The 26603-nt window shown below is 70.4% G+C and carries 36 protein-coding genes; 20 read left to right on the forward strand and 16 right to left on the reverse strand.

Going from position 1 to position 26603, the window contains the following annotated elements:
• Nucleotides 1-13 precede the first annotated feature (13 nt).
• Both ACNAOU_RS22305 and ACNAOU_RS22310 read left to right on the forward strand, forming a co-directional pair.
• Nucleotides 14-259 carry a hypothetical protein gene (locus ACNAOU_RS22305; RefSeq protein ID WP_422758754.1) on the forward strand — a complete coding sequence of 82 codons (246 nt, stop codon included), beginning with the start codon at nucleotides 14-16 and terminating at the stop codon, nucleotides 257-259.
• A 114-nt stretch (nucleotides 260-373) separates the two neighbouring features.
• Nucleotides 374-1042: a GNAT family N-acetyltransferase gene (locus tag ACNAOU_RS22310; RefSeq protein WP_422758755.1), complete on the forward strand. Its 669-nt coding sequence runs from the start codon at nucleotides 374-376 to the stop codon at nucleotides 1040-1042.
• Nucleotides 1043-1101: 59 nt separating this feature from the next.
• Here ACNAOU_RS22310 and ACNAOU_RS22315 read toward each other — a convergent pair whose 3' ends face one another.
• Nucleotides 1102-1617 carry a transposase gene (locus tag ACNAOU_RS22315; protein WP_422758756.1) on the reverse strand — a complete coding sequence of 172 codons (516 nt, stop codon included), beginning with the start codon at nucleotides 1615-1617 and terminating at the stop codon, nucleotides 1102-1104.
• A gap of 55 nt (nucleotides 1618-1672) precedes the next feature.
• Complete coding sequence (locus ACNAOU_RS22320) at nucleotides 1673-1912, reverse strand: transposase (protein ID WP_422758757.1); 240 nt, start codon at nucleotides 1910-1912, stop codon at nucleotides 1673-1675.
• Nucleotides 1913-2224: 312 nt separating this feature from the next.
• Here ACNAOU_RS22320 and ACNAOU_RS22325 point away from each other — a divergent pair, with 312 nt between their 5' ends.
• The gene (locus tag ACNAOU_RS22325; protein WP_422758758.1) at nucleotides 2225-2464 is read left to right on the forward strand and encodes a hypothetical protein; all 240 of its coding nucleotides are present in this window, start codon (nucleotides 2225-2227) and stop codon (nucleotides 2462-2464) included.
• Between the two features lie 189 nt (nucleotides 2465-2653).
• Here ACNAOU_RS22325 and ACNAOU_RS22330 read toward each other — a convergent pair whose 3' ends face one another.
• Both ACNAOU_RS22330 and ACNAOU_RS22335 read right to left on the reverse strand, forming a co-directional pair.
• Nucleotides 2654-3460, reverse strand: a complete 807-nt coding sequence (locus tag ACNAOU_RS22330) for a hypothetical protein (protein WP_422758759.1) — start codon at nucleotides 3458-3460, stop codon at nucleotides 2654-2656.
• A 58-nt stretch (nucleotides 3461-3518) separates the two neighbouring features.
• Nucleotides 3519-4196, reverse strand: a complete 678-nt coding sequence (locus tag ACNAOU_RS22335; protein ID WP_422758760.1) for a hypothetical protein — start codon at nucleotides 4194-4196, stop codon at nucleotides 3519-3521.
• Between the two features lie 311 nt (nucleotides 4197-4507).
• Here ACNAOU_RS22335 and ACNAOU_RS22340 point away from each other — a divergent pair, with 311 nt between their 5' ends.
• Nucleotides 4508-4669 carry a hypothetical protein gene (locus ACNAOU_RS22340; protein ID WP_422758761.1) on the forward strand — a complete coding sequence of 54 codons (162 nt, stop codon included), beginning with the start codon at nucleotides 4508-4510 and terminating at the stop codon, nucleotides 4667-4669.
• A gap of 58 nt (nucleotides 4670-4727) precedes the next feature.
• On the opposite strand, the gene ACNAOU_RS22345 is transcribed toward ACNAOU_RS22340, so the two are convergent.
• The 3 genes from ACNAOU_RS22345 to ACNAOU_RS22355 all read right to left on the reverse strand — a co-directional run bounded on the left by ACNAOU_RS22345 (nucleotide 4728) and on the right by ACNAOU_RS22355 (nucleotide 5904).
• Nucleotides 4728-4961: a hypothetical protein gene (locus tag ACNAOU_RS22345; protein WP_422758762.1), complete on the reverse strand. Its 234-nt coding sequence runs from the start codon at nucleotides 4959-4961 to the stop codon at nucleotides 4728-4730.
• 345 nt (nucleotides 4962-5306) lie between these two features.
• Entirely contained in the window at nucleotides 5307-5594 is a 288-nt protein-coding gene (locus tag ACNAOU_RS22350) for a type II secretion system protein (protein ID WP_422758763.1), read from the reverse strand.
• A gap of 139 nt (nucleotides 5595-5733) precedes the next feature.
• A complete protein-coding gene (locus ACNAOU_RS22355) occupies nucleotides 5734-5904 on the reverse strand; it encodes a hypothetical protein (protein WP_422758764.1) in 171 nt (56 codons plus the stop codon).
• A gap of 88 nt (nucleotides 5905-5992) precedes the next feature.
• Between ACNAOU_RS22355 and ACNAOU_RS22360 the strand changes: the two genes are divergently transcribed.
• The 11 genes from ACNAOU_RS22360 to ACNAOU_RS22410 all read left to right on the forward strand — a co-directional run bounded on the left by ACNAOU_RS22360 (nucleotide 5993) and on the right by ACNAOU_RS22410 (nucleotide 16340).
• On the forward strand, nucleotides 5993-6514 hold the full coding sequence (locus ACNAOU_RS22360) for a hypothetical protein (protein WP_422758765.1): 522 nt from the start codon (nucleotides 5993-5995) through the stop codon (nucleotides 6512-6514).
• Nucleotides 6515-6526: 12 nt separating this feature from the next.
• The gene (locus tag ACNAOU_RS22365) at nucleotides 6527-6733 is read left to right on the forward strand and encodes a hypothetical protein (RefSeq protein ID WP_422758766.1); all 207 of its coding nucleotides are present in this window, start codon (nucleotides 6527-6529) and stop codon (nucleotides 6731-6733) included.
• Between the two features lie 14 nt (nucleotides 6734-6747).
• Nucleotides 6748-7062 carry a hypothetical protein gene (locus tag ACNAOU_RS22370; RefSeq protein WP_422758767.1) on the forward strand — a complete coding sequence of 105 codons (315 nt, stop codon included), beginning with the start codon at nucleotides 6748-6750 and terminating at the stop codon, nucleotides 7060-7062.
• A 369-nt stretch (nucleotides 7063-7431) separates the two neighbouring features.
• The gene (pyk, locus tag ACNAOU_RS22375) at nucleotides 7432-9276 is read left to right on the forward strand and encodes a pyruvate kinase (protein ID WP_422758768.1); all 1845 of its coding nucleotides are present in this window, start codon (nucleotides 7432-7434) and stop codon (nucleotides 9274-9276) included.
• A gap of 776 nt (nucleotides 9277-10052) precedes the next feature.
• Entirely contained in the window at nucleotides 10053-10262 is a 210-nt protein-coding gene (locus tag ACNAOU_RS22380) for a hypothetical protein (RefSeq protein WP_422758769.1), read from the forward strand.
• A gap of 14 nt (nucleotides 10263-10276) precedes the next feature.
• Nucleotides 10277-10933, forward strand: a complete 657-nt coding sequence (locus ACNAOU_RS22385) for a hypothetical protein (protein WP_422758770.1) — start codon at nucleotides 10277-10279, stop codon at nucleotides 10931-10933.
• A 228-nt stretch (nucleotides 10934-11161) separates the two neighbouring features.
• A complete protein-coding gene (locus ACNAOU_RS22390; RefSeq protein WP_422758771.1) occupies nucleotides 11162-11983 on the forward strand; it encodes a patatin-like phospholipase family protein in 822 nt (273 codons plus the stop codon).
• Between the two features lie 333 nt (nucleotides 11984-12316).
• On the forward strand, nucleotides 12317-13759 hold the full coding sequence (locus tag ACNAOU_RS22395) for a zinc-dependent metalloprotease family protein (protein ID WP_422758772.1): 1443 nt from the start codon (nucleotides 12317-12319) through the stop codon (nucleotides 13757-13759).
• A complete protein-coding gene (locus ACNAOU_RS22400; protein ID WP_422758773.1) occupies nucleotides 13669-15048 on the forward strand; it encodes a putative Ig domain-containing protein in 1380 nt (459 codons plus the stop codon). The genes ACNAOU_RS22395 and ACNAOU_RS22400 overlap by 91 nt, the downstream gene beginning before the upstream one ends.
• A complete protein-coding gene (locus ACNAOU_RS22405; protein ID WP_422758774.1) occupies nucleotides 15045-15218 on the forward strand; it encodes a hypothetical protein in 174 nt (57 codons plus the stop codon). Before ACNAOU_RS22400 ends, ACNAOU_RS22405 begins: the two co-directional genes overlap by 4 nt.
• A gap of 699 nt (nucleotides 15219-15917) precedes the next feature.
• A complete protein-coding gene (locus ACNAOU_RS22410; protein ID WP_422758775.1) occupies nucleotides 15918-16340 on the forward strand; it encodes a hypothetical protein in 423 nt (140 codons plus the stop codon).
• 93 nt (nucleotides 16341-16433) lie between these two features.
• On the opposite strand, the gene ACNAOU_RS22415 is transcribed toward ACNAOU_RS22410, so the two are convergent.
• Together ACNAOU_RS22415 and ACNAOU_RS22420 are read right to left on the reverse strand one after the other, a co-directional pair.
• Nucleotides 16434-16961 (reverse strand): hypothetical protein, encoded by a 528-nt coding sequence (locus ACNAOU_RS22415; RefSeq protein WP_422758776.1) that lies wholly within the window; start codon nucleotides 16959-16961, stop codon nucleotides 16434-16436.
• A gap of 213 nt (nucleotides 16962-17174) precedes the next feature.
• Entirely contained in the window at nucleotides 17175-17483 is a 309-nt protein-coding gene (locus ACNAOU_RS22420; protein WP_422758777.1) for a hypothetical protein, read from the reverse strand.
• A 132-nt stretch (nucleotides 17484-17615) separates the two neighbouring features.
• Here ACNAOU_RS22420 and ACNAOU_RS22425 point away from each other — a divergent pair, with 132 nt between their 5' ends.
• Entirely contained in the window at nucleotides 17616-17933 is a 318-nt protein-coding gene (locus ACNAOU_RS22425; RefSeq protein WP_422758778.1) for a hypothetical protein, read from the forward strand.
• Nucleotides 17934-18812: 879 nt separating this feature from the next.
• Here ACNAOU_RS22425 and ACNAOU_RS22430 read toward each other — a convergent pair.
• The 4 genes from ACNAOU_RS22430 to ACNAOU_RS22445 all read right to left on the reverse strand — a co-directional run bounded on the left by ACNAOU_RS22430 (nucleotide 18813) and on the right by ACNAOU_RS22445 (nucleotide 21723).
• Nucleotides 18813-19508 (reverse strand): hypothetical protein, encoded by a 696-nt coding sequence (locus tag ACNAOU_RS22430; protein WP_422758779.1) that lies wholly within the window; start codon nucleotides 19506-19508, stop codon nucleotides 18813-18815.
• A 163-nt stretch (nucleotides 19509-19671) separates the two neighbouring features.
• Nucleotides 19672-20406, reverse strand: coding sequence for a DNA cytosine methyltransferase (locus ACNAOU_RS22435; protein ID WP_422759250.1), 735 nt, complete (start codon nucleotides 20404-20406; stop codon nucleotides 19672-19674).
• Complete coding sequence (locus ACNAOU_RS22440) at nucleotides 20316-20675, reverse strand: DNA cytosine methyltransferase (RefSeq protein ID WP_422758780.1); 360 nt, start codon at nucleotides 20673-20675, stop codon at nucleotides 20316-20318. The genes ACNAOU_RS22435 and ACNAOU_RS22440 overlap by 91 nt, the downstream gene beginning before the upstream one ends.
• 25 nt (nucleotides 20676-20700) lie before the next feature.
• The gene (locus ACNAOU_RS22445; RefSeq protein ID WP_422758781.1) at nucleotides 20701-21723 is read right to left on the reverse strand and encodes a hypothetical protein; all 1023 of its coding nucleotides are present in this window, start codon (nucleotides 21721-21723) and stop codon (nucleotides 20701-20703) included.
• 374 nt (nucleotides 21724-22097) lie between these two features.
• Between ACNAOU_RS22445 and ACNAOU_RS22450 the strand changes: the two genes are divergently transcribed.
• Both ACNAOU_RS22450 and ACNAOU_RS22455 read left to right on the forward strand, forming a co-directional pair.
• Nucleotides 22098-22391 carry a hypothetical protein gene (locus tag ACNAOU_RS22450; RefSeq protein WP_422758782.1) on the forward strand — a complete coding sequence of 98 codons (294 nt, stop codon included), beginning with the start codon at nucleotides 22098-22100 and terminating at the stop codon, nucleotides 22389-22391.
• Entirely contained in the window at nucleotides 22391-22630 is a 240-nt protein-coding gene (locus ACNAOU_RS22455; protein ID WP_422758783.1) for a hypothetical protein, read from the forward strand. The genes ACNAOU_RS22450 and ACNAOU_RS22455 overlap by 1 nt, the downstream gene beginning before the upstream one ends.
• A 114-nt stretch (nucleotides 22631-22744) precedes the next feature.
• On the opposite strand, the gene ACNAOU_RS22460 is transcribed toward ACNAOU_RS22455, so the two are convergent.
• Entirely contained in the window at nucleotides 22745-23962 is a 1218-nt protein-coding gene (locus ACNAOU_RS22460) for a hypothetical protein (protein ID WP_422758784.1), read from the reverse strand.
• Between the two features lie 134 nt (nucleotides 23963-24096).
• Nucleotides 24097-24357, reverse strand: a complete 261-nt coding sequence (locus tag ACNAOU_RS22465; protein WP_422758785.1) for a hypothetical protein — start codon at nucleotides 24355-24357, stop codon at nucleotides 24097-24099.
• A gap of 143 nt (nucleotides 24358-24500) precedes the next feature.
• Here ACNAOU_RS22465 and ACNAOU_RS22470 point away from each other — a divergent pair, with 143 nt between their 5' ends.
• Nucleotides 24501-24812 (forward strand): hypothetical protein, encoded by a 312-nt coding sequence (locus ACNAOU_RS22470; protein WP_422758786.1) that lies wholly within the window; start codon nucleotides 24501-24503, stop codon nucleotides 24810-24812.
• A 22-nt stretch (nucleotides 24813-24834) separates the two neighbouring features.
• Here the strand turns inward: ACNAOU_RS22470 and ACNAOU_RS22475 are convergent, their stop codons facing one another.
• The gene (locus ACNAOU_RS22475) at nucleotides 24835-26136 is read right to left on the reverse strand and encodes a hypothetical protein (RefSeq protein WP_422758787.1); all 1302 of its coding nucleotides are present in this window, start codon (nucleotides 26134-26136) and stop codon (nucleotides 24835-24837) included.
• Nucleotides 26137-26358: 222 nt separating this feature from the next.
• Between ACNAOU_RS22475 and ACNAOU_RS22480 the strand changes: the two genes are divergently transcribed.
• Complete coding sequence (locus tag ACNAOU_RS22480) at nucleotides 26359-26586, forward strand: hypothetical protein (RefSeq protein WP_422758788.1); 228 nt, start codon at nucleotides 26359-26361, stop codon at nucleotides 26584-26586.
• Nucleotides 26587-26603: the final 17 nt, after the last annotated feature.

Raw genomic sequence — 26603 nt, forward strand, 5'->3', positions numbered from 1 at the left:
ACCGGATCTGCCGATGAGCGGACCTCTTAGCGCTAGCCTTCTGGCCGTGCCCGAGGACCACCTGACGACGCTGCTGGCTGAGGCTCTCCGCGTCCTGGTGCTGTTCGTCGAGAACCGATCCGAGGATGCGACGCCGGACGACGACGTGCGTGCGCTGGAGGATGTCGTGTACGTGCTCAGTCAGGCTTCACCCGCCGACAGGGCGCGGGTGAGGCATCTGCTGGGCGATGAAGTCTCCGCGTTCCTCGGCTGGGACTAAAGGCGCACGGCGTCCCAATCTGCCCGCGACGAGTGCGTGCTCATGCCGATGCACGTTCCGTCAGCCCAGACGCGACACGACCGACCTGTCGCTCACGCGTGTGAGACTGCTCCGGTGTCCGAACCTCCCAACGACGCCTCAGTCGAGCATTGGCCCTTGTTCGGCCTTCGGCTTCGTTGCGACAACGTCCTCCTCCGTCCGGTGCAGGAGCGAGACCTCCCTTTGCTGGCGGCCATACAGCCGCCCGACTACGAACACGACCCGTCGGCCGAGGCCTTCCCGGCGAAGATCTGGCGCAGCATCGGCGGCGTCTCGTCTACCAGGGCTACTGGCGCGCTCGGCACGTGGTCGCCGTCATCGTGGTGCCTCGACTTTGCGGTCGAACACGACGGTGCCCTGGTGGGGGTGCAGTCACTCGAAGCCGACGACTTTCTCGACCTCCGCACTGTCGACTCCGGGTCGTGGCTGGTCAGTTCGGCCCGAGGGCGTGGCGTTGGTATCGCGATGCGCACAGCGGTCCTGGCGCTCGCATTCGACCATCTGAACGCTCTCGCTGCGGTGACCTCGGCTCGTTCCGACAACGCTGCTTCGCTCGGGGTCTCGCGGCACGTGGGGTACCGCGACAACGGCGTCACCATGAACCTTTCAGGGCGAGGGCTAGCCGAACTCACGCACATGCGTCTTACGGCCAAGGACTGGCGTGCCTCGAAGGCGGGAGAACGCGTCACTGTGCGCGGCTTCGACCCTTGCGGGCCGTGGTTCGGGAGGCCGCTCCCCACATGACTCGAACATCCGGATCTGCCGCGATGAGTGCGGTCCGCATGAGTGCTCAGGCAGCGAGGTCAACTGGCAGCCGGCGTGCTAGCTCGGGAGAGGTGGCGCAACGTCGTGGCGATGCAGGCCACTTGAAGCCAGCCCGTCGCCGAGGTGGTCGTGTTCTCGAACGACTTCGCCAACCGGCGGGAGCGCCCCAGGCGCCCGTGGGCGACCTCGACGCGCCAGGCGTGCCGAATGGGGCGGAAGACCGGCTGCTTGTCATCCCACCCGACCCGGCGGACCTCGAGGTCGTGCTCCCGACTGAGGTCCCGCGCGGCGGCCGCGGTCACCCCGCGGTCCACCAAGACGAGCTCGAGCCGGCCGGCGACGCCCTGCTGGGTCAGGTGCTCCAACATCAGGTCGCTGGCCCTGTTCTCGTGGGCCGAGGCGGGCACCACCAGCGCAGCCACCGGTAGGCCGGTGACGTCGACGGCCACGACTCGCTTCGCGCCCTTGGTGCGGCCGTAGGGGCCGCCTCGATCGTGGAACGTGAACCCGCCGTTCGAGGCACCGCGGGCCAAGTGGGTGTCGATGACGACCATCGAGGGCGTCTGCTCCGCCCTTCCTCCTGTCGGCGCGCGGCTGCGTGCAGCACCGTCAGGGCCCGGGCCCAGGTGCCGTTGCGTGACCAGCGGCGGAACTGCGACCAGACCCGGGTCCAGGGTCCGAACGACTCCGGAGGTAGCGCCACTGGCAGCCGGTCTGCCCGATGTACAGCATCGCGTCCACCACGCTCCGCAGGTCATCGGCGTGCCTGCGACCCCGCTTGCCCGGCGCGTTGAAGACAGGCTCCAGCAGGTCCCACTGCTCATCGGTCAGGTCACTGGGGTACGGCATGCGCCGCACGGTGCCTGTGCAACTCGCTCAGCCAATAGGGACACACCCAGTAAGTGTGGTGCTCGTAGGGGTTGCCGCCCGAGCTCGGCCCGCCGATGTTGGCGTAGTAGGTGCCGGACTGGCTCGGGGTGAAGTTCCACCACAGGGTGTTCGAGCCGCTCGGCTCGCCGGTCCGGTGGCCGCGTACTGGGGGCGGGTGTCGGGGCTGCGCCAGGTCGAGTCAGGGGCGATGTTGGCCGGGATGGTCTCGGCGCCGGCGTTGTAGTCGTTGAGCGGACCGGTTGCGACCATGAGGCGGTAGCGACGGTTGTCGTGGTTCGACCCGCCGGTGGAGACGCGGACCTTGAACGTCTCCCCCTGCTGGGCGTCGAACCACACCCGGTTCGGGGTGATGGCGCCGCTGTCGACAACGGTGGCGCCCAGGCCGCCAGCGGTGGAGGTGGTGGTGGTCTTCCAGACGTACAGCTCGGGGTAGTACCAGGTGCCGAGTCCGGAGCCGTCGGCCGGGCCGACGACCTCGAGGTAGTAGTGGGTGTCGCGGGGGGGCAGTGATGGTCCACCAGCGCGAGTAGTAGTTGTTCGCAGCCTCCTCCCCTGCCTCGGCGGCGCTGGTGCCGGCGGTGGAGTAGTCGCGGGTGCGGTACTCGGCGTCGGGTCGGTCCGGGATCGGGTGGGCGTTGGCGATGAAGTCGTTGTCGCCGTAGATGGTGAACGTCGACGGCGGGGGACTTCGGCGACTCGTCACCGCCCGCACGTGCGGTGACGGTCACCGAGTGCGGACCGATCGCGAGGCCGGTGAGGTCGGCGGCCAGGGTCGTTCCGGTCCAGGCCGGCGTGGTGGCGCCGTCGAGGTAGAGGGCGTAGCCGGCGGCACCGGAGACAGCGTCCCAGCTGACGGCAGCCTTGTCCTCGCCGGGGACGGAGCTGACCTGCAGGCCGGTCGGTGTGGCGAGTGACGATGCGGGTGGGGTGCTGGGGCTGGGGACGGTGGGGGTGGGGACTTCGGGGCCGCTGGTCGGGGACGGGCTGCCGGTGGGTGTCGGGGTCGGGGGCGCCGGGCGCGGGTGCGCATGCTGCCGGTCCGGCGCCGCGGCCGGAGGAGGTGACGCGGCCGCGGGTGGAGTCGTACAGGGCGTATGCGTCGACGGTCGAGCCGGAGTAGTGGACCAGGCAGACCTGGAACTGGGTGCCGCTCAGGGGCGTGTAGCGGGCGACGGCGATGCCGCGGGTGAGGTTGACCCCCAAGGTGGCGAGGAGCGAGTCGGTGAGGGCGTCCTCGCTGGCTGGCATGCCGGCTGCGGTGAGGGTTGAGCTGTCGGACAGGACGGCTTCGATGCGGCCGCCGAGCTGGCGGGCGTCGGAGATGGCGTTGGCCTGGTACGAGCGCTGGCGGTGCGGGCCGACGGAGGTGATGACGGTGAGCAGGAGGATGGCGAGGACGACGAGTCCGACCAGGACGTCGAGCATGACGATCCCGTCGTCACGGCGACCGCGAGCGCCGGCGCCCGTCGGGGGCGTGAGGGCGTGCGGCGCCGGAGGGGTCGTCACGTCCGTCCCCATGCGCACTCCAGGCCGGTCTGCGACGTGCTGCTTGGGTCGTTCACCCTCACAGGGCGTCGAGCTTGAGCCGGAACTTCCCGAGGTCTCCGTACACGTTGCCGACGCGGATCTTGTACGTCTTGCCCGCGGTGACCGGGAACGTGATGACGCTCGTTCCCCAGTCGCCGTACCGGGTCCCGGTCTGGACCTGACTGGCGGTCGTGGCCGTGGAGTCCCACGCGTAGGTGCTCGGTCGCGGGAGGGTGGCTCCGGTGCTGTCAGCAATGACCGACACGCGGACGCTGCCGGTGGTGGTAGCGGTGTAGGCCCACCAGAGTCCGCGCGAGGACAGGTCGTCGTTCTCGCCGGCCTCCTTGCCTGCCAAGGCGTTGGTCCAGTCGGGCGAGGTGTAGGACTGGCCGCTCGACAGCGCGTTGATGCTCACCGCGTCGGAGACGTTGTCGTTGCCGGGGCCGGTCTCGACTCGGACTCGGAAGTTGGCGACCTCGTTGTACGTCGTGCCGATGCGGACCTTGTACGTCTGGCCCTTGGTGGCGTTGAACGTGGTGGCGTTGGCGCGGTAGGCGTTGGCCTTCACGGGCGACGCCTCGACGGCGGCGATGGTGCTGGCGGACGTCTCCCACACCCAGATGCCGCCGTTGGGGTAGGGGCCGCTGCCGTCGTTGGCGGAGATGATGCTGACCTGGGTGGTGCCGCCGGTGGTGGCGGTGTAGGTCCACCACATGCTGCGGGGGGCGCCGAGGTTGTCGGTCTCTCCGGCCTGCAGGCCGGCCAGGTCGTTGTTCTGGTCGGGGAGGTCCAGGTGTCGCTGGCGGCGATCGCGGGGATCGTGATGGCGCCGGCGAGGTCGTCGTTGGCGGGGCTGGTCTCGACCTTGAGTCGGTACTTGGAGATCTCGCCGTAGGTGTTGCCGATGCGGATCTTGTAGGTCTCCCCTGCAACGGCGCTGAACGTGGCGACGTTGGAGCGGTAGCCGGCGAGGACCTTCGGGGACGCCTGGACGCCGGCGATGGTGGTCGCGGTGGACTTCCACGCGTGGATGCCACCGTTAGGAAGGGTCCGGTGCCGTCGCTGGCTGCGATGACGGTGAGGCGGGTCGTGCCGGAGCTGGTGGCGACGAAGGTCCACCACTTGCCGCGCTGCGCACCGAGGTCCTCGGTCTCGCCGGGCTCGAGGGTCGCGTTCGCGTTGGTGTAGTCGCGGGTGGTCCAGGTTGCTCCAGCTCCGGAGATGGACACGGGGTGGGCGTTGGCGATCATGTCGTTGTCGCCGTAGATGGTGAAGGTCGAGGTGGGTGACTTCGCGGACTCGTCTCCCCGGCGCGGGCGGTGACGGTCACTGAGTGCGGTCCGACGGCCAGGCTGGTGAGGTCGGCGGTGAGGCCGGTGCCGGTCCATTCAGGTGAGGAGCTGCCGTCGAGGTAGATGGCGTAGCCGGCGGCGCCGGGCACGGCGTCCCAGGTGACGGTGGCCTTGGTCTCGCCGGGCACGGCGTCGGCCTTGACGTTGGTCGGCGTGCCGATGGAGGACGCCGGGGTGTCGTCGGGCCCGGAGTGGTCGGGACAGGCACTTCCGGACCGGACGTCGGGGACGGGAGTCGGTCGGGGTGGGGGTTACTGGAGGTGCTCCGGCGGGGACACAGGCTGCCGGGCCGGCGCCGCGTCCGGAGGTGGTGACGCGGCCGACGGTGGAGTCGTAGAGCGCGAACGCGTCGACGGTGCTGCCGGAGTAGTGGACCAGGCACACCTGGAACTTCGTCGAGCTCAGGGGCGTGTAGCGGGCGACCGCGACGCCGCGAGTGAGGTTGACCCCGAGGCTCGACAGCTGCGCGTCGCTCAGTGCGTCTTCACCGGCGGGCAGTCCGCGCCCACGAGGGTCGCGTTGTCAGACAGGGTCGCTTCGATGCGTCCGCCGAGCTGTCGGGCGTCGGAGATAGCGCTGGCCTGGTACGAACGTTGCCGGTAGGGCCCGACCGACATGATGACGGTGAGCAGCAGAATCGCTAGGACGAGGATGCCGAGGAGCACGTCGAGGATGACGAACCCGCCGTCGCTTCGCCTGGCCCGGCCCTCCCGGCTCGCGTCCGAGCGCACGAGGGCATGGGTGAGCTCGGGAGGGGTCATGCCTCCTCCCATGCGCACCCCGCGGCAGCGACGTCCCGGCGGGCGCACAGACAGGTCACCCCGTGAACCGGGTCGGTTCACGGGGTGATGAGGTGGAGCTGGCTGGAGCTGGCTGGAGCTGGCTAGTGATCCGGGTGGGTCACTCGTGGAAGGTCGTGATGACCTTGAAGCCGGCCGTGCCGGGGATCGGCTTGTTGGTGTTCTTGTCCCAGTCGGCGGCGAGGTACTGCGTCTCGACGAACAGGGCGTCTGCGGCGTTGTTGGCACCGAACGCTGCTGCTCGGCGGCCGGCGGACACATCGACGACCATCTCGCTGGCGTCGAGCCCCGGCTGCCCATCCAGTGCAGCGCCCGGTGGTGGCCATGTGGGCGTCCGCGACCGACTCGGCGTTGCCGTCGTGCCAGGTGCGGATGACGATGTTGTCGAGGCTGACGCCGGCGGCTGGGGCGATCTTGTCGAGCAGCAGGTTGGCGACGTTCATCTCCCTGGTCTCGGGGGTGCCGATGAGCGCGAGGAACCGGAGGTTGGGCAGCTCGGCGAGGAGCCGCGCGGCCGGGGACCCGCCGTGGGCGGAGTCGAGGCCGAGGATGATGACGGCACCGCGGCGGTCGGACAGCTTCCCGTTGCCGGTGGTTCCGTACGAGCGGTCGCGGTTGTCGACGCCGGGCAGGGCTCCGGCCCAGCGGTAGGCGCCGACGAGCAGGATCAGTCCGGTGACGCCGATGCCGATGAGGTTCTTCTCGTGGGTGTCCATGATGAGCTGCAGCTCTCCGGCGACGAACTGGCTGAACACGATCGTGGCGACCGCGAGCAGCCCGACGTTGGGGAGCGCGAAGCGGCCCGGCCGAGTCGGACGCCGAAGATGCGGGCGTCGTGGGAGAGCCGGATGCCGGCGCGGAGCGCGCGGGTGGAGGCGTAGGTACGAAGTCGGGTGAGCACGGTGGAGCTCCTCTCGTTGCTTGGGGTGGATGCGACCGACCGTGGGGGCTCGAGCTCGCTCCCCGAGCTCAGCCGGTTGCAGCAGCTCGAGGTGCGCAGCGATGGCGTTGCGCCGTCACGGCGAGCAGGGACCTTCGCAGGCACGGAAGTTGCGGGACGTGTCGTGCCTCACACGGTGGCGCTGAACAACCACACCTGAAGGGAGCACCCCTCATGCAGCACACGCAGCCCCTCGCCGCCGGCGACCACGTCCAGGTCACCATGCGCACCGGCTCCGGTGTCGAGCACTGGTTCGGCGTCGTCCTCGACGTCGACCACAAGCGACGCACCGCCCGCATCAACGGTCACCGCCGCAGCATCACCGTCGCGCTCAAGGGCGCCCAGTTCGTCCGCTCGCTCGCTGAGGGCGAGGCATGGGAGGCGTTCGTCGACGCCCACTCCTGGACCACCCCGCCGCCGTTCCGGCGGCCGCCACCAGCTGACCGCCACCAGCTGCCTGACACCAGCTGCCTGACACCAGCTGCCTGACATCCCGCGCTCACCCTCGAGCCCGTCGCGTCATCCGTGCACCCCGCCCTCTCCGGGCGGGGGTGCACCTGCGTGCCAGCACCGCGAACAGGCGCGGATCACGCACGTCACACGTGGGCTGGGTAGCGGCTACGCGCCCGCTCCGCACCGTCGGTCACGACCCCGACCCAAGGAGCTTTCACCTCCCATGTCTTCACCTGCGACCCCGCAGTCCCCACCCAGCCCGACGCGGCCAGCCCTCTGGCCTACCGCCCGCTCGGCTGCAGCTCCTCGATGAGCAGCATCCCCTCCTCCCTGGCAGTCCCCGAGCCCGCGGCACCCACCTCCGGATCCGAGCCGTGGCGCTGCACTCGTCAGCGTCGGACGCCCGTGACTACCGAGGCTGGGCTGCTGCCCGAGATCGCCGGACCCGCAGCCGGGCGCCCCTCGACCAAGGTCGTCGCCACCATCGGCCCGGCGTCCATCGACCCGCCGGTCCTGGAGAAGCTGCTGCGCACCGGCGTCGACGTCGTCCGCGTCAACTGCAGCCACGGCTCGGTCGCCCAGCACCTCGACGCCATCCGCGCAGTCCGCCAGGCCGCCGTCACCGTCGGCCGCCACGTCGCCGTCCTCGCCGACCTCCAGGGACCCAAGCTTCGCGTCGGCGACCTCCCCGCGCCCGTCCAGCTCGACAACGGCACCCTGGTCCTCCTGCGCGCCGGCGTCCGCACCTGCGACGACGGCGCCATCCCGGTCGTCTACCCGGCCTTCGCCGCCGACCTCAAGCCCGGCGACCGGGTCCTGCTCCACGACGGCCTCATCGACACGACCGTCGTCTCAGTCCAGGGCGACGACGTGACGGTCCAGGTCATCACCGGCGGCATCCTGAAGTCCCGCCAGGGCGTCAACATGCCCGGCGCAGCCGTGTCCGCAGCGACCCCGACCGTGCAGGACCTCGAGCACCTCGAGCAGCTCGCCGTCGCAGACGTCGACTACGTGGCGCTGTCGTTCGTGTCCACCGCGGACGACATCCGCAGCCTCCGCGCCGCGCTCACCCGGCTGGGCTCCGACGCCCACATCGTCGCCAAGCTCGAGCGCGCCGAGTCGCTCGACAACCTCGAGGAGATCCTCGACGTCGTCGACGTCGTCATGGTCGCCCGCGGAGACCTGGGCGTGGAGATCGGTCCCGAGCGGGTCCCGGTCGCTCAAAAGCGCGTCATCGCCCGCGCCAACGCTCGCGGCGTGCCGGTCATCACCGCGACCGAGATGCTCGAGTCGATGATCTCCAGCCCGCGGCCCACCCGCGCGGAGGCCTCCGACGTCGCGAATGCGGTCTTCGACGGCACCGACGCGGTCATGCTGTCCGCGGAGACCGCAGCCGGCTCGTACCCGGTGGAGGCGGTCGCGTACATGCAGTCGCTGTGCGCCCAGGCAACCGAGGCACCCGAGCTGCACCGGCCGCTTCCGCCGGCCGCGACGGGCACGATCTCCGAAGCGGTCACCCGTGCCGTGCGCGACATGGTCGCCGCGACCGGCGCGACCGCAGTCGTGTGCCTGACCGAGACCGGCGCGTCGGCGCGCACCGTCTCCGCATCCCGGCCGGGTGTCCCGGTCCTGGCACTGAGCGGCAGCGAGAAGACCTTGCGTCGCTGCGCGATGTACCACGGCGTCACCGGTGACCTAGTCCCGCCGATGCTGGACCCGACCGCCATGACCGCCCACGCCGACGAGCTCGTCCGCTCGCACGGCCTGGCCGTGGACGGTGACATCGTGCTGGTCGTCTCAGGCATCCCCGGCGTGGTCGGCGGCACGAACCGCGTCTACGTCCACACCGTCGGCTCGAGCCTGGTGCCCAGCGCGCACGCTGACCCGCGCAGCCGCCGCAGCTCCTCCGATCGGCGCAGAGAAGCCCGCCCCACATGCTGTGGGGCGGGCTTCGTCGTTGTGTCGGTCGAACGGCGCTGGGGTCAGGCGAAGCGCGCGAGCAGGTGCTCGCCCGCGGTGAACTCGGCGAGGTCGTCGTTGTCCTCGAGCTCGTCGATGAGCTCGTGCAGGTACGTGACCTTCGCGAGAGCGTCTCCTTCCTGCCCGGTGGCGGGGAGGTTGCGACGCACCCAGGCTGCCAGGGACCGCTCGTCGATGGAGACGTCGACCCACGCGCGGTCGGCGATGTCGTCGATGAGCTCACCGTTGGCGTTGTCCATGCCGCGCAGGTGGGCCAGCAGGCCCTCGTAGAGCCAGCCGGACTCCCCGTCGAGGAGCTCGGTGAGGATGTTCGCCAGCGCGTCCGGCGTGCCGGTACGCAGCTCCTCGTAGAGCCAGCCGTTCGCGATCTCGAGGACGGAGGCCTCGCCGGTGCCGTCCTCGACGTAGCAGGGGACGATGACGTCCTCGGTTCCGTCGAAGAGGCGGCCGACCTCGTCGGCGATGGCTCGACGCTCGGCGTCGGTGCAGCTGGCAGCCGCGGCGAGCAGCGGCTCGACGCCGGCGCCGGCTGAGACCTCGCGTGCTCCAGCGAGGAGCGCGGACATGAGGTTGCGCCGGTAGTAGCTGACCTCGCCGGGGTTGCGGCGTGCGTGCAGGTGCAGCACCTGGGTGCGTGCGTCTGCGAGGTTGCCCAGCTGGGCGGCGACCTTGTCCGCGGTGGCGTGGTCGACGGTGACCAGCGTGGTCGTGGTGCCCTGCTGGGTGACCAGGATGCGGGCGCGGGGGCCGGCGGCCTGGACGGAGTAGCTGGGCAGGTACTGCTCGAACGAGATGTTCTGGGTGTTCATCTGAGGATGCCTCTCGGTTGCTTGGTCTGGGCATCCACGGCCCGTTCCAGATGGGACGGGTGGGGTGGTGGTGGCTGGGCGCTTACGGGCGCCCGCCGGTGACCACTGTGCCTGCCCTCCGACGCGCAGCAAAGGCGCCGCTAATCCGATCCACTGCGGCGAGGTGGTGGCGCTGGCACAGTGCAGCGACCCCTTCTCCTCTCACCAGGTAGGTCTTCCGTGCGTCAGATGTCCCGCATGTCCCCGTCGTCTGTCTCGGTGACGGCGTCGCTCGTCTCCCTGCTGCTGGCTGCTGCGGTCGCGGTCCTTGGCCCGCTCGCCCCGCCGTCCGCCGCCGCCGCGGCGGCCACCGTGACCGGGACCGTCCAGTGGCAGCTGAACCGCGAAGACGCCGACGCCCCCGGAGGGCCGGGTTCACCCTCGCCCTGTGCACCCGCGCGTGCGTGAAGGATATCCAGTCCGTGACGGGCTTCTGGTGGGACGAGTCCGCCGTCGCAGGACTTCCGGCCACCGTCAACCCCGGCGACGGTTCGGCGTACACGATGAACGTTCCCGACGGCACCTACCTGCCGGCGATGCGGTTCAACACCGGCTACGACGGTGGCTGGTACGGCGGCTACCTCAAGGCGGCCGGCGACGGCACGTGGCGGCTCACCAGCGACCCCGCCAGCGCCACCCCGGTCACGGTGTCAGGCTCCGCCCAGCTCGACTTCACCGTCGTTATCCCGTACACCCCGCCGACCGACCCTGACGACGACGGGCCCAGCAATCCGGACAACGGCAAGCCCCGCATCAAGACCGGCGTCCTCACCTACTACATCCGCTACAACGACGCCTACTACGGCGGCTGGCGGTTCGAGATCCGCAAGGCGCGCCCGGAGGTGACGGTGCGCATCCAGGCCATCGGCTGCGGCGGCAAGGTGGTCGCCGCCAAGAAGGTCACCCGCCTCAAGGGCACCCACAGCGTCTACCTCGCGCCCGCACCGAAGCGATTGGGCCCCGAGCCCAAGCTGAGGTTCACCCTCACCCAGCCCGGACACGCGGACACGCGCTTCTCGCTCAAGCCCAAGCTCAACTACTGGAAGGCGGACCGCAGCAAGTTCCGCTGCCGCAGCTGACCCCACCCGGCCGACGCCTGAGCCGCCGGGACGTACCCGCCCGCTGGCCCCACCAGCCGCGCGCCGCAAGGCACGCCCACCATCTAGTGGGCGTGCCTGATTGCGGAGCCCGGGACGGTGGCGACGGTGCCCTCCCAACGGGGAGCCTTGCGGCTGCCGCCCGGCACGCCGAAGGTCCCCGACGAGGACGCAGATCGCGCACCTCCCCGAACCAGACCGGCGGCGCCCATGAGCAGAAACATCTTCGTCTTCTCCGGAGGCGGATCCCGCGGTGCTGCGCAGATCGGGATGATGCGCGCCCTTCTCGGAGCCGGCATCCAGCCCGACATCGTCATCGGCGCATCCGTGGGCGCGATCAACGCCTGCTCCCTGGCCTACGACCCCACCCCTGAGCGGGTCGAGGAGATCGCCGACCGGTGGATGTCGATGCGCGCCAAGGACCTCACCGGCTCCCGCGCCTCCATCCCCGGCAACGTCCTGCGGATGCGGCCCTACCTGTTCTCAGCCGACCGGCTGCGGCACCTCATCACCGACTGGATCCCGGTTGCGCGGCTCGAGGACCTGCCCGTCACCGCCATCGTCGCCACCACCAACCTCAACACCGGCCTGGCACGCCACCACGTCACCGGACCGCTCGCTGACCTGCTCACCGCCTCGGCCGCCATCCCCGCAGTGTTCCCTCCGGTGATGCTCGACGACGGCGACGGGCCGGCCCCGCACGTGGACGCCGGCATCTCGGAGAACCTGCCCCTGTCGGCCGCGGCCGCCATCGCCGGGCCGGGCGACCGGGTGTTCGCCCTCGACGTCACCAAGCCTCCGGCGGCCCGGTCGCTGCGCACGCCCTTGGACGTCCTCATCGGCTCGCTGGCCATCTCCATCCACAACCGCTCGCCCGCGGTGTTCAGCGGCGACGTCGAGTTCATCCCCTGCCTGCTCGACCGCAGCTACTACTGCGGCACGATGCTCGACTTCACCAACACCGGCACCCTCTTCCGGATGGGCGAAGCAGCCGCCATCGACGCTCTGCTCCAGGCCGGCGTCACCGCCTGAGCCTCGCCTAGACCCAGCGGAGGAAGGACAGGCGCGCAGCCGAACTGGCACCCAGTCCAGGGCGAGGAATGCTGGTGTGGCCTAGGTCTCGACGGCCTTGCCGCGACGGTCCGCTCGAACTGCCACGGATGTCGCCACCTTGTGACACCCTGTGCCGTCGACGCCACGGAAAGTCACACCAGCCACAGCGTCAACACAGGGGGAAGCAGCAGCGGCACCTGGCCCACGGCTACCAACCCCGGACCGTGAACCCACCCTGCCGCCTGGCTCAACTCTCGGAGGACCCTTCCTCGTGCGCCGCCCCACCACACGGACCTTGTTCACACCGTCGTCATGGAGGCCGTTGGCGCTCAGCGTCGCCGCCGCCGTGGCGCTCGGGGTCCTCCCCGCCCAGACGCCCGCAACCGCCGCTTCCCGGGTTCCTCGGCCGACCCCACCTGCGAGGACGACGTCGTCCGCAAGCCCGCGCCGCTGGCCCAGGCCCTCGCGAAGTCGCCGGCGCCAGCCGCGGCGAAGGACGCGATCCAGGACGTCAACGACCTGACCCGCCGCGAGCTGAACCACGCAGCCGCCGACAACTCGCTGTGGGTCGACTACTGCGGTGACCTGTTCTTCGTCGACGCCGCCCACCCGCACGCCGATGATGCTGCCGGAGCTGACACGCACGACACCGCGCAGGCCGCGCCCCGGGTGGACGCTGCGTCCGTTCCGGCCAACGTCCTCGACCTGTCCTCGCGGCCCGACTCCGACCACACGATCTACCTCGACTTCACCGGAGGCACCGTCTCCGGCACCGCCTGGAACACCCCGCAGTGGACGGGCGCGTACGGCACCCCCATCGACGTCACCCCGTACTCCATCACCGCACCCGCCGACCTGAACTTCACCGCGGCCGAGCGCGCGGAGATCTACACCGCATGGGCCACCGTCTCGGAGGACTACGCACCCTTCGACGTCAACGTGACCACGCTGCCGCCGTCGACGGACGCGCTCACGCGCTACTCCCTCGACGACTCGACGTACGGCGTAACCGTGAAGGTCACCAACAGCGGCCCCATCTACGCCAGCTGCGGCTGCGGCGGCATCGCCTACCTCGACATCTTCTCCGAGGTCGGCGCCCAGAGCTACAACCCCGCGTGGGTCTTCACTGCCGGCACCACCACCAGCGGCTACGAGCTCGCGCAGGCTGCCACCCACGAGGCCGGGCACACCTTCGGGCTCAGTCACGATGGCACCGACCGCAACGACTACTACAGCGGCTCTGGCGCCTACGCCCCGATCATGGGCGCCTCGTACAGCCGCCGCGTCTCGCACTGGTCCAACGGCGAGTACCCGGGAGCGGACAACTACGAGGACGACGTCGCCATCATCGCCAGCCAGGCGCCGAAGCTGTTCGACGACCACGGCGACAACGCTCAGAACGCCACCCCCGTCGCTGCCGGCGAGACCATCGACGGTCTCATCGGCGACCGCACCGACATCGACGCGTTCAGCTTCACCGGAGAGGGCGAGTCACCTTCGCCGCCGCCGGACCGGCCGGCCTGTCCAACACCGACCTGCAGATCCGCGTTCTCAACGCCTCCGGCGCCCAGGTCGCTCTCGTCAACCCGGTCAGCCTCGCCGGCTCGCTCGACGCGACCTGGACGGCGAACCTGCCGCGCAACCCCGGGCGCTACACCGCCATCGTGGACGGCGTCGGCAACGGCAACCCCGCCGTCGCCGGTCAGTACAGCGACTACGGCTCGATGGGTCGCTACACCGTCAACCTCGACGTGACCGTCGACCCGCTGTCGGTGCAGGCCACCACCACGACCATCAGCGGCACCGTCGACTCACCCCTGGCCTCCACCCCCACCGTCAACGCCACCGGCGGCGTGATGCCGTACACCTACGCGGCCACCGGGCTGCCGGCCGGCTGGACGATGGACCCGGCGACCGGACGCATCTCTGGCACTCCCACCGACCCCGCCGACACGAACGTCACCGTCACTGCGACCGACGCCTACGGCCGCACCGCCAGCGCCGTGGTGCGCGCGGTCGTCAACGACCTGCCCCCGGTGACGGTGCAGGCCACCACCTCGACGCTCACCGGAACCGCCGGCCAGGTCCTCGCGCCCACCACCGTCGTGTCCGTCACCGGCGGTCGCGCCCCGTACACCTATTCCGCGACCGGCCTGCCGTCCGGGTGGACGATCAACTCGAGCACCGGTCAGGTGTCCGGCACCGCCGCGGCCGCGCAGACGCAGAGCGCGACCATCACCGCCACCGACGCTCGGGGACGCACCGGACAGGTGAGCATCAGCACGGTCGTCAACGCCCCGGCTCCCCTGGCCATCCAGGCGACCGGCACGCTGAGCGGCACCGCCGGCACGCTCCTGCCGGCCACGTCCGTCGTCGCCGTCACCGGCGGCCGCGCCCCGTACACCTATTCCGCGACCGGCCTGCCGTCCGGGTGGACCATCTCCTCGAGCAGCGGCCAGGTGTCCGGCACCCCCGCCGCCGCGTTCACCGGCACCGCGAAGGTCACCGTCACCGACGCGAACGGCGCCACCGCTCAGGTGAACGTCAACGTCGTCGTCGACGCAGCACCGGTTCCCCCGGTCGACCCGCTCGTCCTCAACCCGCTCATCTCGACGCTGGCCGGAACGGCCGGCAAGGAGATCGCCGGGACCCCGACGGTCGCAGCCTCCGGTGGGGTCGCGCCGTACAAGTTCTCCGCATCCGGGCTCCCCGTCGGGCTCGGCATGGACGCCAACACCGGCAACGTGTCCGGAATCCCGATCGCGGCGTACGTCGGAGTCGTGTCCGTCACCGTCACCGACGCGAAGGGCTCCGTGCAGTCGGTGACGGTCCCCGTCGCTATCGGCGTGGCTCCCCCGCCGCCCCCGCCGCCGGTCACTCCCCGCCCCCGCCGCCGATCGACCCCGGTGGTGACGACGACGGTGGCGGTGGCGGCGGCTCTGACACGACCGTCGAGCTGGAGTTCGCCACCGGCAAGTTCCTCCCCGGGGCGAAGAAGGGCAAGAAGTACTCCGCCACCATCAAGGTCACCGGCCCGCGCGTGAAGTCGTGGACGATCACCAAGGTGACGAACGGCCTGAAGGTCACCCCGAAGGGCTCGAAGGCGCTGGTGACCGGCAAGCCGAAGAAGGCCGGTAAGGTCCGCTTCTCCGCGACGGTACGGGCCGTTGACGGCCAGTGGGTCAAGCAGACCTTCACCATCGCGGTGCGCTGAATCAGGGTCAGCGACACTCCGTCCGTCTCTCCAGGACAACAGGACACCCCGCCACCTCTCGAGGTGGCGGGGTGTCCTGCGTTGTGACGAAGGCCGACGCAGCTCCCTGACCGGAGCCCTGGCCGGACCCCTGGCCGGACCCCTGGCCGGAATTCGTCCCTCTTGGGCGTGGCGGCCGTCACGAACTGGACGAGCTGCCGACGGGCACCGTGGATCGCCTCGCGCCGCACACCCGGACGGTGTGCGGCGCGAGGCGATGGGAAGGGTCAGGACACGGTGACGGTTCCCGTGACGGGGACCCACCCGGGTGTCGGCGAACTGCCGAACCTGAACCGTGTGGGAGCCGGGCGAGATGCCCGACAGCGTCACGTTTCGCGGTTCCGTGTACGCGATGCTCTGGACGAAGGCCCCGTCGAGGTAGATCCGGTAACCGTCGGTCAGCGGGAGACCGGGGAACCACGTCGCCCGAACCTGCCCTCCGCCAAGGTCTGTGAGCGTCAGACGGTTCGGGGTCGCGATAGAGCTGTCCTCGACGGGCGTGGAGGGCCCGCCGGGTGCCGCGGCCGCGAACGGCGGCGTGGACGGAACGCCGTCGCCGGACTCGGTCGGCTGGCAGTCGCCGTTGCCGCGGGCGGTGCCGGTGATGCGGCCGGCGCGGGAGTCGTAGAGCGTGTACGCGTCGGGCGTGCTGCCGGTCTCGTGGACGGTGCACAGGGCGAAGTCGTCGCCGCCGAGCGGCGCGTAGCGGGCGACCCTGACGCCGTTGCTGAGGTTCACGCCGAGGGTGCTGAGGTGGGATTCGGTGAGGGCCGAGTCTCCGGTCGGCAGGCCGACGGCGGCGAGGCTCGGCTTGTCGGTGAGCGCTCCGGTGATGGCGGTGGCGACCTGGCGGGCGTCGGACTGCGAGCTCGACTGGTACGAGCGCTGACGCATCGGGCCGATCGACTGGATCGCGGTCAGCAGCAGGAGAGCGAGGACAGCGATGCCGATCAGGACGTCGAGGAGGACGAACCCGTGGTCGCGGGTCGAGGCCAGGGCAGCGCGGAGCCGGCGTACGAAGGTGTGCATGTCTTTACCCATGCGCGCGTGCCGGGCCGCGCGAAGGTTCGTCCAACGCCGTGACCGAGTCCGGTCGAGGTCGGGTTCGTCACAGACAGCACCCCCGCCGTCCGGTGGACGACGGGGGTGCAGGCGGAGGTGAGTTGAGGCTGGTCCTCAGAAGGGGGTCGAGGAGTTGACCACGGGGCGACGGCGCGGGGTGTCGGCGAGCTCGAGGACGGCGTCGACGAACTGCTCGGCGACGGCGACGTCCTGGGTGACCATGCCCGCGGTGTACTTCTTCAGTGCGGTCCGGGCGTCAGCGGCGGGGATGATGACGGGGTCGATCTCCCAGCCGGAACGGGCCCAGTCCCCTTCGTCGCGGATGCCGTCGACGTCGAGGAGCTTCCCGTCGGGCTTCTGCACCATCGCGTGGATGGCGTAATCGCACGGGTTGCGGCGACGCCCGATGATGCCGTGGCCCACGCGCAGGTACATCGGCCAGCCGGTGCGCTCGCTGAGCGCGACCGCCAGGGCGAGGCACTGGCCGGCGTTGAAGACGTAGGACGCCTCGAGGTCGAGCACGCCGGCGGTGATGCCGACGGTGTCTCCGTGCCGGTCCTTCACGAGGAGCTGCTCCCCGGTGAGCGGGGCGCGGCTGGGTCCGGCCGGCCGGCCGTCGGGCCCAGGAGCTTCGGCGTTCACGCTGCGGCCGAGGGCAGCAGGGGCACGCCGGCGCTGGCCAGGACGAGCTCGGCGATCGCGCGGGTGGTCGCGGCGGCCTTCCGGTCATCTTGGCCGGGTCGTAGGTGATGACGGGGACGAAGTCGGCCATGTCGTCGATGTCGTACGCGCCGTGCTCCTCGCCTTCGTCGCCGCACCAGCGGTCCATCGCGTTGTAGACGGACTCGTGGCCGACTATGTCGAGGAACTCCGGCCCAGCTGGCCGGGGATGTTGAACACGACGCCGACGTGGTTCCAGGCGTAGCCGTCCCAGGGGCCAGGGTCGTGGTCGAGTTGGTCGAGGACGTCGCCGTCGTAGTAGCCGAGGGTGGTGATGGTCAGCCCGGAGAGCTGGTGCATCCACCAGGCCAGGTACCAGCAGGCGCCGTTGGTGTAGACCTCGATCGTCTCGTCGGTGATGTCGGCGGTCGAGGTGAGGGCCTCGATGCGTGCGCTGTCCTCGGCCTCGTGGTCGGGGAGGTCAGCAGGTGCGTGCTTGGACACGGGTGTCTCCTTCCGCTCCGGTGGGAGAGGGTGGGTTGTCGGATGCCGTGGACCGTGCCGGGGACGGGGTGTGCGGCAACCCCGAGCTGCGTGCATGCGAGAGCTCCCGCCTCCGGGTGGAGGCGGGAGCTCATGTGCTGCAGTGCTGGCGGTTCAGCCGGCAGGCGGGGTGTCGGTCTCGGAGCTGGTCTCGGTGTCCGCGTTGGTGTCCGAGCCGGTCGCGGGCTTCTCGCCGCCCGGATTGACGCCGGTGAACTCGGAGTCTCCGGGGGCGTACTCCTCCTCGGCCGTGTAGTCGCCGATGTCCTCGGCGATCTCGCAGCAGGGAGGAGGTCCTGGCTGGTCATGCTGTCGTCCGTGCCCGGGTGGCCGAGCTTGACGGTGTCGCCGAGGTTGAGGGCGGCGTACACGTCAGGCGTCACGTCCAGCCAGCACTCGTCGCCGACGTAGTTCTCGTAGTCGTACGAGTCGGTCTTGAACAGGCTCGCGTCGTCGGGGTAGGTGATCTCGACGAGGTACTTGGTGGGGATGTCGTTGTCGCTGCACATCATGGGGAACCCGCCGCAGGACTCCTCGATGCGCGGGCTCTCGATGGTCTTGAAGGTGACGGTCGAGTCGATGGCGGGGTACTCCGTGGCGGAGCAGCCGGACATGAGGGCGGTCGCGGCGAACGCTGCGAGGACGGAGGTCGTGGCGCGTCGTACGGCGGGTGAGGTGCGGGGCATGGTCTTCTCCTGTTTGTCGGTGAGCTGCTCACCGTCAGGGGTCGGACCGGGCCCGCAACCGCGCCGGCCAGTGTGTGTGGGCGGCTGGCCGGGGGCGGGGTCAGCTTGCTGGGGTCATCTCGCTGGCGTCGGGGTGTACTCGCCCTCCGGGACGAAGCTGCTGGGCGCGAGGTCTCGAGGCGGTTCGCACGCCCCGGGACCTCGCCGTAGAAGCCTCGGTCGTCGTTGGCTGGGTGGCCGAGCGGGATGGTGTCGCCGAGCTGGACGTACTCGTAGTCGTCAGGCTCGACGTTGAGCCAGCACTCGAACCCGGCGTAGCGCACGTACTCGCGGGCCTCGTCCTTCTGCTCCCGGTTGGCGTCGTCGGGCAGGTCGACCTTGAAGAGATCGGGGTCGTCGGGGTAGGTGACCTCGACGCGGTAGCGGACCTCCTCGCCCTTCTCGATGGTCTTGAACGTGACGGTCGCGTCGATGGGCGGCAGGGCGTCGAGGTCTGCGGGCCGGGCACCGCAGGACGACAGCACGACCGCTGTGAGGGAGAGCAGCGCGGCGCGGCCGAGGGTGGTGGCGTGGCGACGGCTTGTCGTGGTTGCGCTGGGCATGGTCAGTCCTCCTCCGGCGTGGAGGGGGCATCGTCGGTGTCGTCGAGACGGCCGAGCAGCGCGTCGAGGCTGCTCTTGAGGCGCTCGGAGAAGCGCTCGCCGGGCAGCGGCGGTGCGAGCTCGGAGAACAGCCCGGTGAGCAGGGTGACGCCCTGGGCCTCGGTGAGCCAGCCGCGGTACGGGTCGTTGTGGACGTCGTCACGCGAGGCGGCGTAGTGGCAGTCGGTGACGAGGGGCTGCCAGTCGGAGCCGTCGCTGACACCGACCTCGAGGAACGCGTTGTCGTAGCGGTAGCGGAACTTCCACAGCCACTCGTTGCCGGCGGAGTCGACGGCGGTACCCCACCCGATGGTGGGGACCTGCGAGCCGAACATGACCAGGTCGGTCATCCGGACGGGAAGGTCGGCGGTCGCAGCGATGAGCGCCACGCGCATGCGGGCGTACGTCGCGTCCCTGCGCGCCATCGCCTTCGCGTGCCGCTTGTTCGCGTGCTTGTACCGCTGCTTCGTGCCTCCGGTGGGGCCGTACTCGCTGTTGAGGGCCTCGTGGTCCTTGCGAGTCCAGATCTTCGGGCTCGGGTTGAGCCCGGCCGCTCGAGCGGCGTCACGCGCGGCCCGGCGCGCGTCGACCCGGGCCTGGGCCTGGTCGATGCGGGTCTGCTTGTTGCGGCGGGCACGGCGACGGGAGGCGGCGGTCATGTCTGGAACGGTGCCGTCCTTGGGACGTCACGCAGTCGCGGCCGGGCAGCTGGGTGGCCGGCGGCTGCTGCAGACCCCGGAACGTGGAGCAGCGGCAGGCGAACTGGTCGCCTGCCGCTGCACTGGTCACCACACCAGGAGAGGGAACCGGAGTCCGACCCCATCAGCGAGCCGCCGCAGGGGCTTCTCGCTGTCTGGGACTCATGGTGCCGCCTGCGGTCGAACGCGCAAGCACCTCCACCTGACGAGTGTGTCGGTGCTCAGGCGGCCATGGCCTCGTAGACGCCCTCGGCGACGGCGGACACGATCCGGTGGCCACGGGCGGGCAGACGGCGTTGCCGATGCCGCGGGTGACGTCTCCGATGCTGAGGTCCTCGTCCCACGTGTACGTGTCGCGGAATCCCATGCCGCGGGCGAGCTCGCGGCTGGTGAGCGCCCGGTAGTAGTCGCCGTCGACGAGGTTCCAGTGCGAGTGCGCGGTCGTGATGGTGCGGATGGGCTCGTGCAGCGGGACGCCGGGGTGGCCGGTGACGTGCTGGGTGAGGAACCGGCGGCCATGGTTGGCGCGCCCCTTGGCGATGCGGGCCTGGACTCCCGGGGTGGCGGCCGCGACCGGCACCCACAGGTGGTCGGGGACGTTGGTCTCGAGGAGCGGCTCGAAGGCCGGTTCCTGCTCCTGCACGCGCAGCGGACGGACGGTGACGCCGCGCCGGGTCGCGATGAGGAACAGCCGCGTGCGGCGCTGGGCGACGCCGTGCTTGGATGCGGTGACGATCCGCTCGTCGATGTCGTAGCCGAGCTCGCGGATCATCTCGCACCACAGGCCGTACAGCCTCCAACGCGTGAAGGCCGGGACGTTCTCAACGATGATGGCCTCGGCTCGGTGACGTCGGCGCAGTCGACGACCGCGAACGCGGTGGCGCGCATCGCGTCGTGGTACGCGCGCCGGCGGGGCTGCGACGTCGGCGAGTGGCCCTGGCAGGCCGGGGACGCCAGGAGCAGCTGGTACTTCGGCAGCGCGGTCCAGTCGGCTTGGCGGAGGTCCTGGCACTCGTGGATGGTGTCGGGGTGGTTCCGTGCGTGGGTCGCCACGGCGACCGGGGCGTGGTTGGCTGCCCAGCGGACACGGACTCCGGCGCGGGTGGCGCCTTCGGTGAAGCCTCCCACCCGGCGAACAGGTCGATGGCGTCCATCAGGCGGCGGTCCTCTCGAGCGGGGCGGCGGGCCGCAGGGTGGGGATGATGCGAGCGGTGTCGGCCTTCGGGTACGGCGTACGGGTGGCGGTGATGCGGGTGCGGGCCCGGTCGCGGCGGCTGCCGAGCGGCCACGCGTAGCGGAAGTTGCCGGGGTGGCGGACCTTTGCGACGCCGAGCTCGGCGAGGGCGTCGCGCAGCCATTCGCGGGGCTCCTGTCCGGCACGGCGTACGGTGGCGCCCATCGCGACGAGGGACTTCTCGGCTGCGTCGCTGCCGGAGTCCTGGGTGCGGATCTTGGACAGGGTGCGCTCGGAGAGCACAAGGCCTCGTGAGGGCAGGTAGTTCAGGGTCCGTGCCGTGGAGCGGCCGCACGCGATGCCGTTAGTGGCTTGGTAGATGACGCCGACGTGGCCGGGCGTGAGCTGCTCGATGCGGCGTACGGCGTTGCCGTCGTCGTCGACCTCGAGGACCTCGCGGTGGCGGGCCATCGGGTCGGCGAAGGACACGATGCCGCGGATGCCGGCGTCTGCGGCGTGCTGCCAGACCTGGCCGAGCATCCACGACTCGGCGTTGGCCGGGGTGTCAGTGAGGACGAACCGGCCGAGCTCGAGCGTCTGGGCGTACGGCTCGAGGTCGGGGAAGACGTTGGTCAGGACGCTCGCGGTCATCGGGACGGAGAGCACGGCGACGCCGACCAGGGCCTGGCCGTTCACGAGGGTGCCGTCGACGTTGAGGGTCTCGTCGAGGGTGGTGAGTCCGTAGGCGAGCCGGCCGGCCGGGTAGGTGCCGGAGTAGTGGTGTCGGGTGACGAACGCGCGGGCGACGGACTCGTCGAGGGGGACGACGTCGTACAGGTCGGCGTCGAACCCTCCCTGGGAGGCGTGGCGCCAGGTGTGGCGGCCGTCGGCCCATCGCTGGCAGAACTCCGAGCTCGGTGAGGCGAGCTGGCTGCCAGCTCGAGCGGGGCTGGTCGTGTCGGGCATGCGGGCTCCTGCGTGAGGTTGTTCGTGCTTCCTCACAGGTGCCGGTCGGAGCTAGCCGCGCAGTGCCGGCGACCGTCGAGACAAGCCGGCACCCGCCCCGGTGGTCCGCTGCCTCGCGTGGCGGGCTGCGCGTGACGGGAGTGGTGACTGCTGCCCGGTGGTGGCGCGGCACCATGGCGCCATGACTCGTCCCGGCTTCTACTCCGCTTCGCAGCCCGACCCCGCCTCCCCGAGGCGCGTGCGAACTGCCGCAACTGCGTCGACCACGCGTGCGGGCTCTACTACGCCTCGTGCGGGTGCTGCGCCGCGTGGGCGGGCACTCCTGGAGACGTGACCCTCGGTGCCGCCTCCCTGCAGATCCGGCCGCCGGCCCCGGCTGACGAGACCGGCTCGGTCGCGGGCGGTGCGGCATGAGCGCGTTCGAGCATCAGGAGGCTCTCGCATCGTGGCTCGTCGAGAACGGCTACGCCGAGGCGCGCCCCGGGTACGGCCACATCGACGGTGAACAGCTCGCTGAGCGACTCCTGGGCAGCGACCTGGCGGCCACGACGGACGACGTGTATCCCGATGAGCTCGCCGGATGGCTGGTGGACAACGGGTGCGCCGAGGAGCGTCCCGGGTTCGGACACATCGACGGCGAGCGCCTCGCCGAGGCGCTGCTCGCCCGCCAGGACCTGTGGCGGGCGACGGAGGACGAGGACTGATGTTCGAGCGCGTCATCGCCTACGAGGCGTGGTGCGACCACGATGGCTGCTCGGAGGGCACGCAGATGTACCTGCCTCCGAAGTTTGACACCGCCCGGATGGCGCAGGCCCGCGAGGAGGCGCGCGAGGAGGGCTGGTGGATCGGCCCGAAGGACGAGGCGCTGTGCCCCCGCCACAAGCCAACCGACGGCCCCGCTCCCGACGAGGCGACGGCGCCGGACCCGGGTGAGTCCCGGTAGCGCGCCCGCGAACGCGAACGAGCCCCGCCTCTTTCCCCAAGGAGGCGGGGCTCGTTCACTCGACGCCCGGGCTGCGGTCCCCCGACCGGTGCCAGCAGGCGGAGACTGGGGGGCTCACTCCATGCGCTCGGCCCGTCCGGGACGCAACGGCATGACGACGTAGGTGAACGTCTCGTCGCCGTCGCTGATGCGGATGGGCCCGGTGGTCTTGTGCCGGGAGAACGTGATGTCGTCCCCGGCCAGGGCGTTGAGGCCGTCGACGAGCAGCTGGGCGGTGATGGCCACCGTGCCGTCCTCGCCCGGGCCACGGGTGCCGGCCAAGCGCTCATTGACGGTCGTCTTGGCGCCGTAGGCGGTGACGGTCACCTGCTCGTCGGCGAACACGATCTCGAGCGGGTCCTGCTTCACGTCCACGACCGCAGCGGCCGCCTTGACCGCGGTGCGGAGGTCGGCGCGGGCGGTGGTGCCGACCGGCTCGGCGTTCGGGCCGAAGATGCTGCGCAGCCGGGGGAAGTCGCCCTCGAGGACATGTACGTCGGCGACCGCGTCCGCTCCGGTGACGCGGATCCACCGCGGCGCACCGTGGGTGGCGCCGGCGGCGAGGAAGTGCTGCGCGTCGTCGACCTCCACGGTCAGCATGGTCGTGTCGAGGTCGGCCTTGGCCGGCTTGAACGCGTCGAGGACGCGCTTGTAGTGCACGGCCGGCACCAGGGCGGTCCACGAGTGGTCGCTCTCGGCGTCGGTGGTGGCCAGGGAGAGCCGGAACCGGTCCGTTCCGGACGCGGTGAGCGATCCGTTCTCGTTGACGAGGTGGATGCCGGTGAGCACGGGCAACATGTCGTCGGTCCCGACGGTGGCGTTGACGCGGAACAGGTCGGCCCACTGGCGGTAGGTCAGCGTGACGGGGCGGCCCCACGAGATGGCGGGACGGTCGGGGAAGTTGTCCTCGTCGTTCGGGTTCAGGCGCGCGACGTGGACGTCCCCGGCCGGGTGGCTGATGAGGAGCCCGTCGGACTTGGCGGCAAGCTCGACGTGCCAGGCGCGGCTGGTCAGCCGGGACACGGCGGGGGTGACCTCGGTTGCGGGGACTGCGAGCTTGGCGACGAGGTCACCGTCGACGTCGAAGGTGCGCGAGTAGAACGTGTCGTAGTCGCTGGCGGTGACCGTGAGGTGACCGGGCGTGAAGTCGAAGACGATGGCGGCCAGCGCCGGGTTCTTCGCGCGACGGGAGATGAACTTCGACGCGGCGCGCAGACCGTGGTCGAGGTCGGCGGTGGCGGTGGTGACACGGCCGGCCGTGCTGGGGGCGGCAGCTGCGGTGCCTGCGGTCATGAGCGGTTCCTCCTCGTCCGGCCGTGGGGACTGGCCGGTGCGGGTGGAACGGTAGGAGCCGGATCCGACATCACTGCGGCTCTCGGCCGCAGCCTGTGGACAGCTTGTCGCGGGCGCCAGTGAACTGGCGGCTGCTACGCCGCCGTCCGGACGGTCTCCTCGGCCGCCGCGGCGAGGAAGGCGCTGAGGGTCCCGCGGTAGCGCTGGGCGTACACGCGGCCGGTGCGGGTCGAGATGACGACCTCGACGGTCGCCTCCTCGCAGCGCCAGCCGCGAACGAGGACGTCGTCGTGGAGGCCGATGACTCGGTGGCCGGGCCTGAAACGCAGGTCGGCGTGCGCGGTGACAGCGGCGAGCGTCTGCGCGTCGTCAAGGAGGTGGGTCTGGTTCGCCATGCCCCCATCTGTGCCTGCCGCGGTCCGCTCCGCAATCGGTGCCGTGTTGAGACCGGACTGATGCCGAAGGCTGCTCGCTTCCGGGTGTCGGGGTCGCACCGTCGGCGGACCCTTCCAGCCACCTTCCTCCCAAGGAGCCCGCGTTGCCGACCGACAGCCTCTACTTCGACCGTGACGGTGAGCCGATCGACCTCGACCGGTTCGTCGAGCTGAGCAGCGACGAGGAGTACCGACGGCTCAAGACCGACCAGCGCGAGGAGCTCACGGTCGCGACGGTGTGGATGGGTCTCGACCAGGGCCTGTTCGCGGACGCGGAGGGGCCGCAGATCTTCGGGACCGCGATCTACGACAACGACGCCCGGGACCTGTGGAACGGGTTCGAGAGGTTCGCAGCCACCGAGGAGGAGGCGTACGCGAACCACGCCGCAGCCCTCGAGGTCGTCGCCACCCGCTGACCCTCCCGCGCGCCCGTCGCGGTCAGGCGGCGGGGAGCTCCGGCGCGGCGTCCTCGGCGAGCTCGGCCCACCAGGCCTCGAACTTCGCGACCTGCTTGTCCAGCGCCCCGGCCGGCGCCGCGACGAGGTAGTGCTCGAGCGCCGGCAGGGTCTCGCCACGCTCGCGGATGTGCACGCGAGCGATGCCGTCCGGTCCGACGCCAGCCGGGAGCCCGAGCGTCGCCGCCCGGGCGCGCAGGTCGGCGGCTGCCTCAGCGCGGGTCCCGGTGAAGACCGTGGCGACTGACCGGGAGGCGTTGGCGAGCTTGGTGGGGTCGTCGGCCTTCGGGCGCAGGATGCGGCGCACCTCGTAGACGGCGTACGTCTCGGTGTCGAGGCGTCGCTGGAGCAGGTCGATGAGGTGTCCGTGGCCGGCTTCGACGAGCGCGTCGGCAAGCCGCTTGCCGGCGATGAGTCCCTGCTTCGGGTTCAACGCAAGCGCGAGGTGCTCCATTGCGAGCGTCGAGATGGCCTGCTCGGGGTTCTCGACATAGCGCTGGAACAGCGCCTTTCGGCCGTCCTTCGACCCTGCGGCGAATGGACAGAATGAGCAGGCGCTCTTGGACCATGCGACGCCGGTCTTTCCCGTGATGTAGGCCTCGCACATGGCACGGTCCCAGTCCCATTCCAGGAGGGGGTACTCGCCCGTCCGGGTGCTCGTGTTATAGAGAGCGTCCTTCGTTGCGCGGCGCTGCTCCTCGGACTCGAAACCGATGATGTGACGGAACGGCTGACCGGCGGTGATGCGCGCGATAACGGGGTCGAGAACGTCTCCCTTGGAATGCACGGAGCAGGCTCTCATTCCGCCACTCTGCGGCAGGGTTCCTGCTTCTCTCATCTCGTCGGAGAGCTTGTACGCGCCATCCAGGTGGAGGACGTGCGGGGCGGTCGAGTCGTCAAGGACGACGAGCCCCGCTCCGGCTGTGGTGACGTGCCGGCGCGCCCGGGCAGCCTGGACGTATCGGACGCCATGGCGGCGCAGGAGCGGGAGGATGTGCTGCTCGACGTCGGTGCCGGTCTTGTCCCATTCGTCGCCGGTCATCGCGGTGACGACCACGAGGTCGTCGAGGTCGAAGTCGCGGGAGGTCGGTTCGTGCAGCCAGCGCAGCAGGATCGCGGTCGAGTCGACGCCCAGGCCGTATGACAGGACCACCTTCGGGGGCGTCTGGCCGGCGGCGGGCTCGAGGCCGGCAAGCGGGTCGTCGGTCGGCGCGACGGCGGCGGGCTCAAAGCCGGTCCCGAAGTCGAAGTCGAGCTGGTCGTGGGCGGCGTTGCTGGCATTCATGACGTTCCTCCGCGACCGCTTGTCGCTGACCGCCAGGTGCAGTCGGCATAACTTGTAGGTACGACAAACGGCGCCATCAACGTGCCTTCGCGAACGTCTTTCACAATGCCGCAATCGGGCCTTCTGTCACGACGCGCCTACCCCGGCCGTGCGCTTGTCTCAAGAAAGCGTTATGGTCCGGTCAAGTCCGCTAGGCAATCTCGGAAGAAGGAGCGGTCCCCCTTGGCAGAACGAATTGACGTGGTGCTGGAGTGCGACTTCTGCGAGACGCAGAAGAAGGTAGAGACGCACACGCACACGATGGACGGAGGCGAGACCATCGAGGTCGAGTCCTGTCCGAAGTGCTGGAAGCCGTTCCGTGAGATGAACACCCGTCTCCGGGCCGCCGGACGAGTGGTCCCGAAGCCGAAGAAGAAGCGCAAGAGCAGAGCCTTGGCGAAGGCCTCCTGACCCGCAGGCGAAGACCC

The sequence above is a fragment of the Paenarthrobacter sp. C1 genome (assembly GCF_049315185.1).
Lineage (GTDB): Bacteria > Actinomycetota > Actinomycetes > Actinomycetales > Micrococcaceae > Arthrobacter > Arthrobacter nicotinovorans.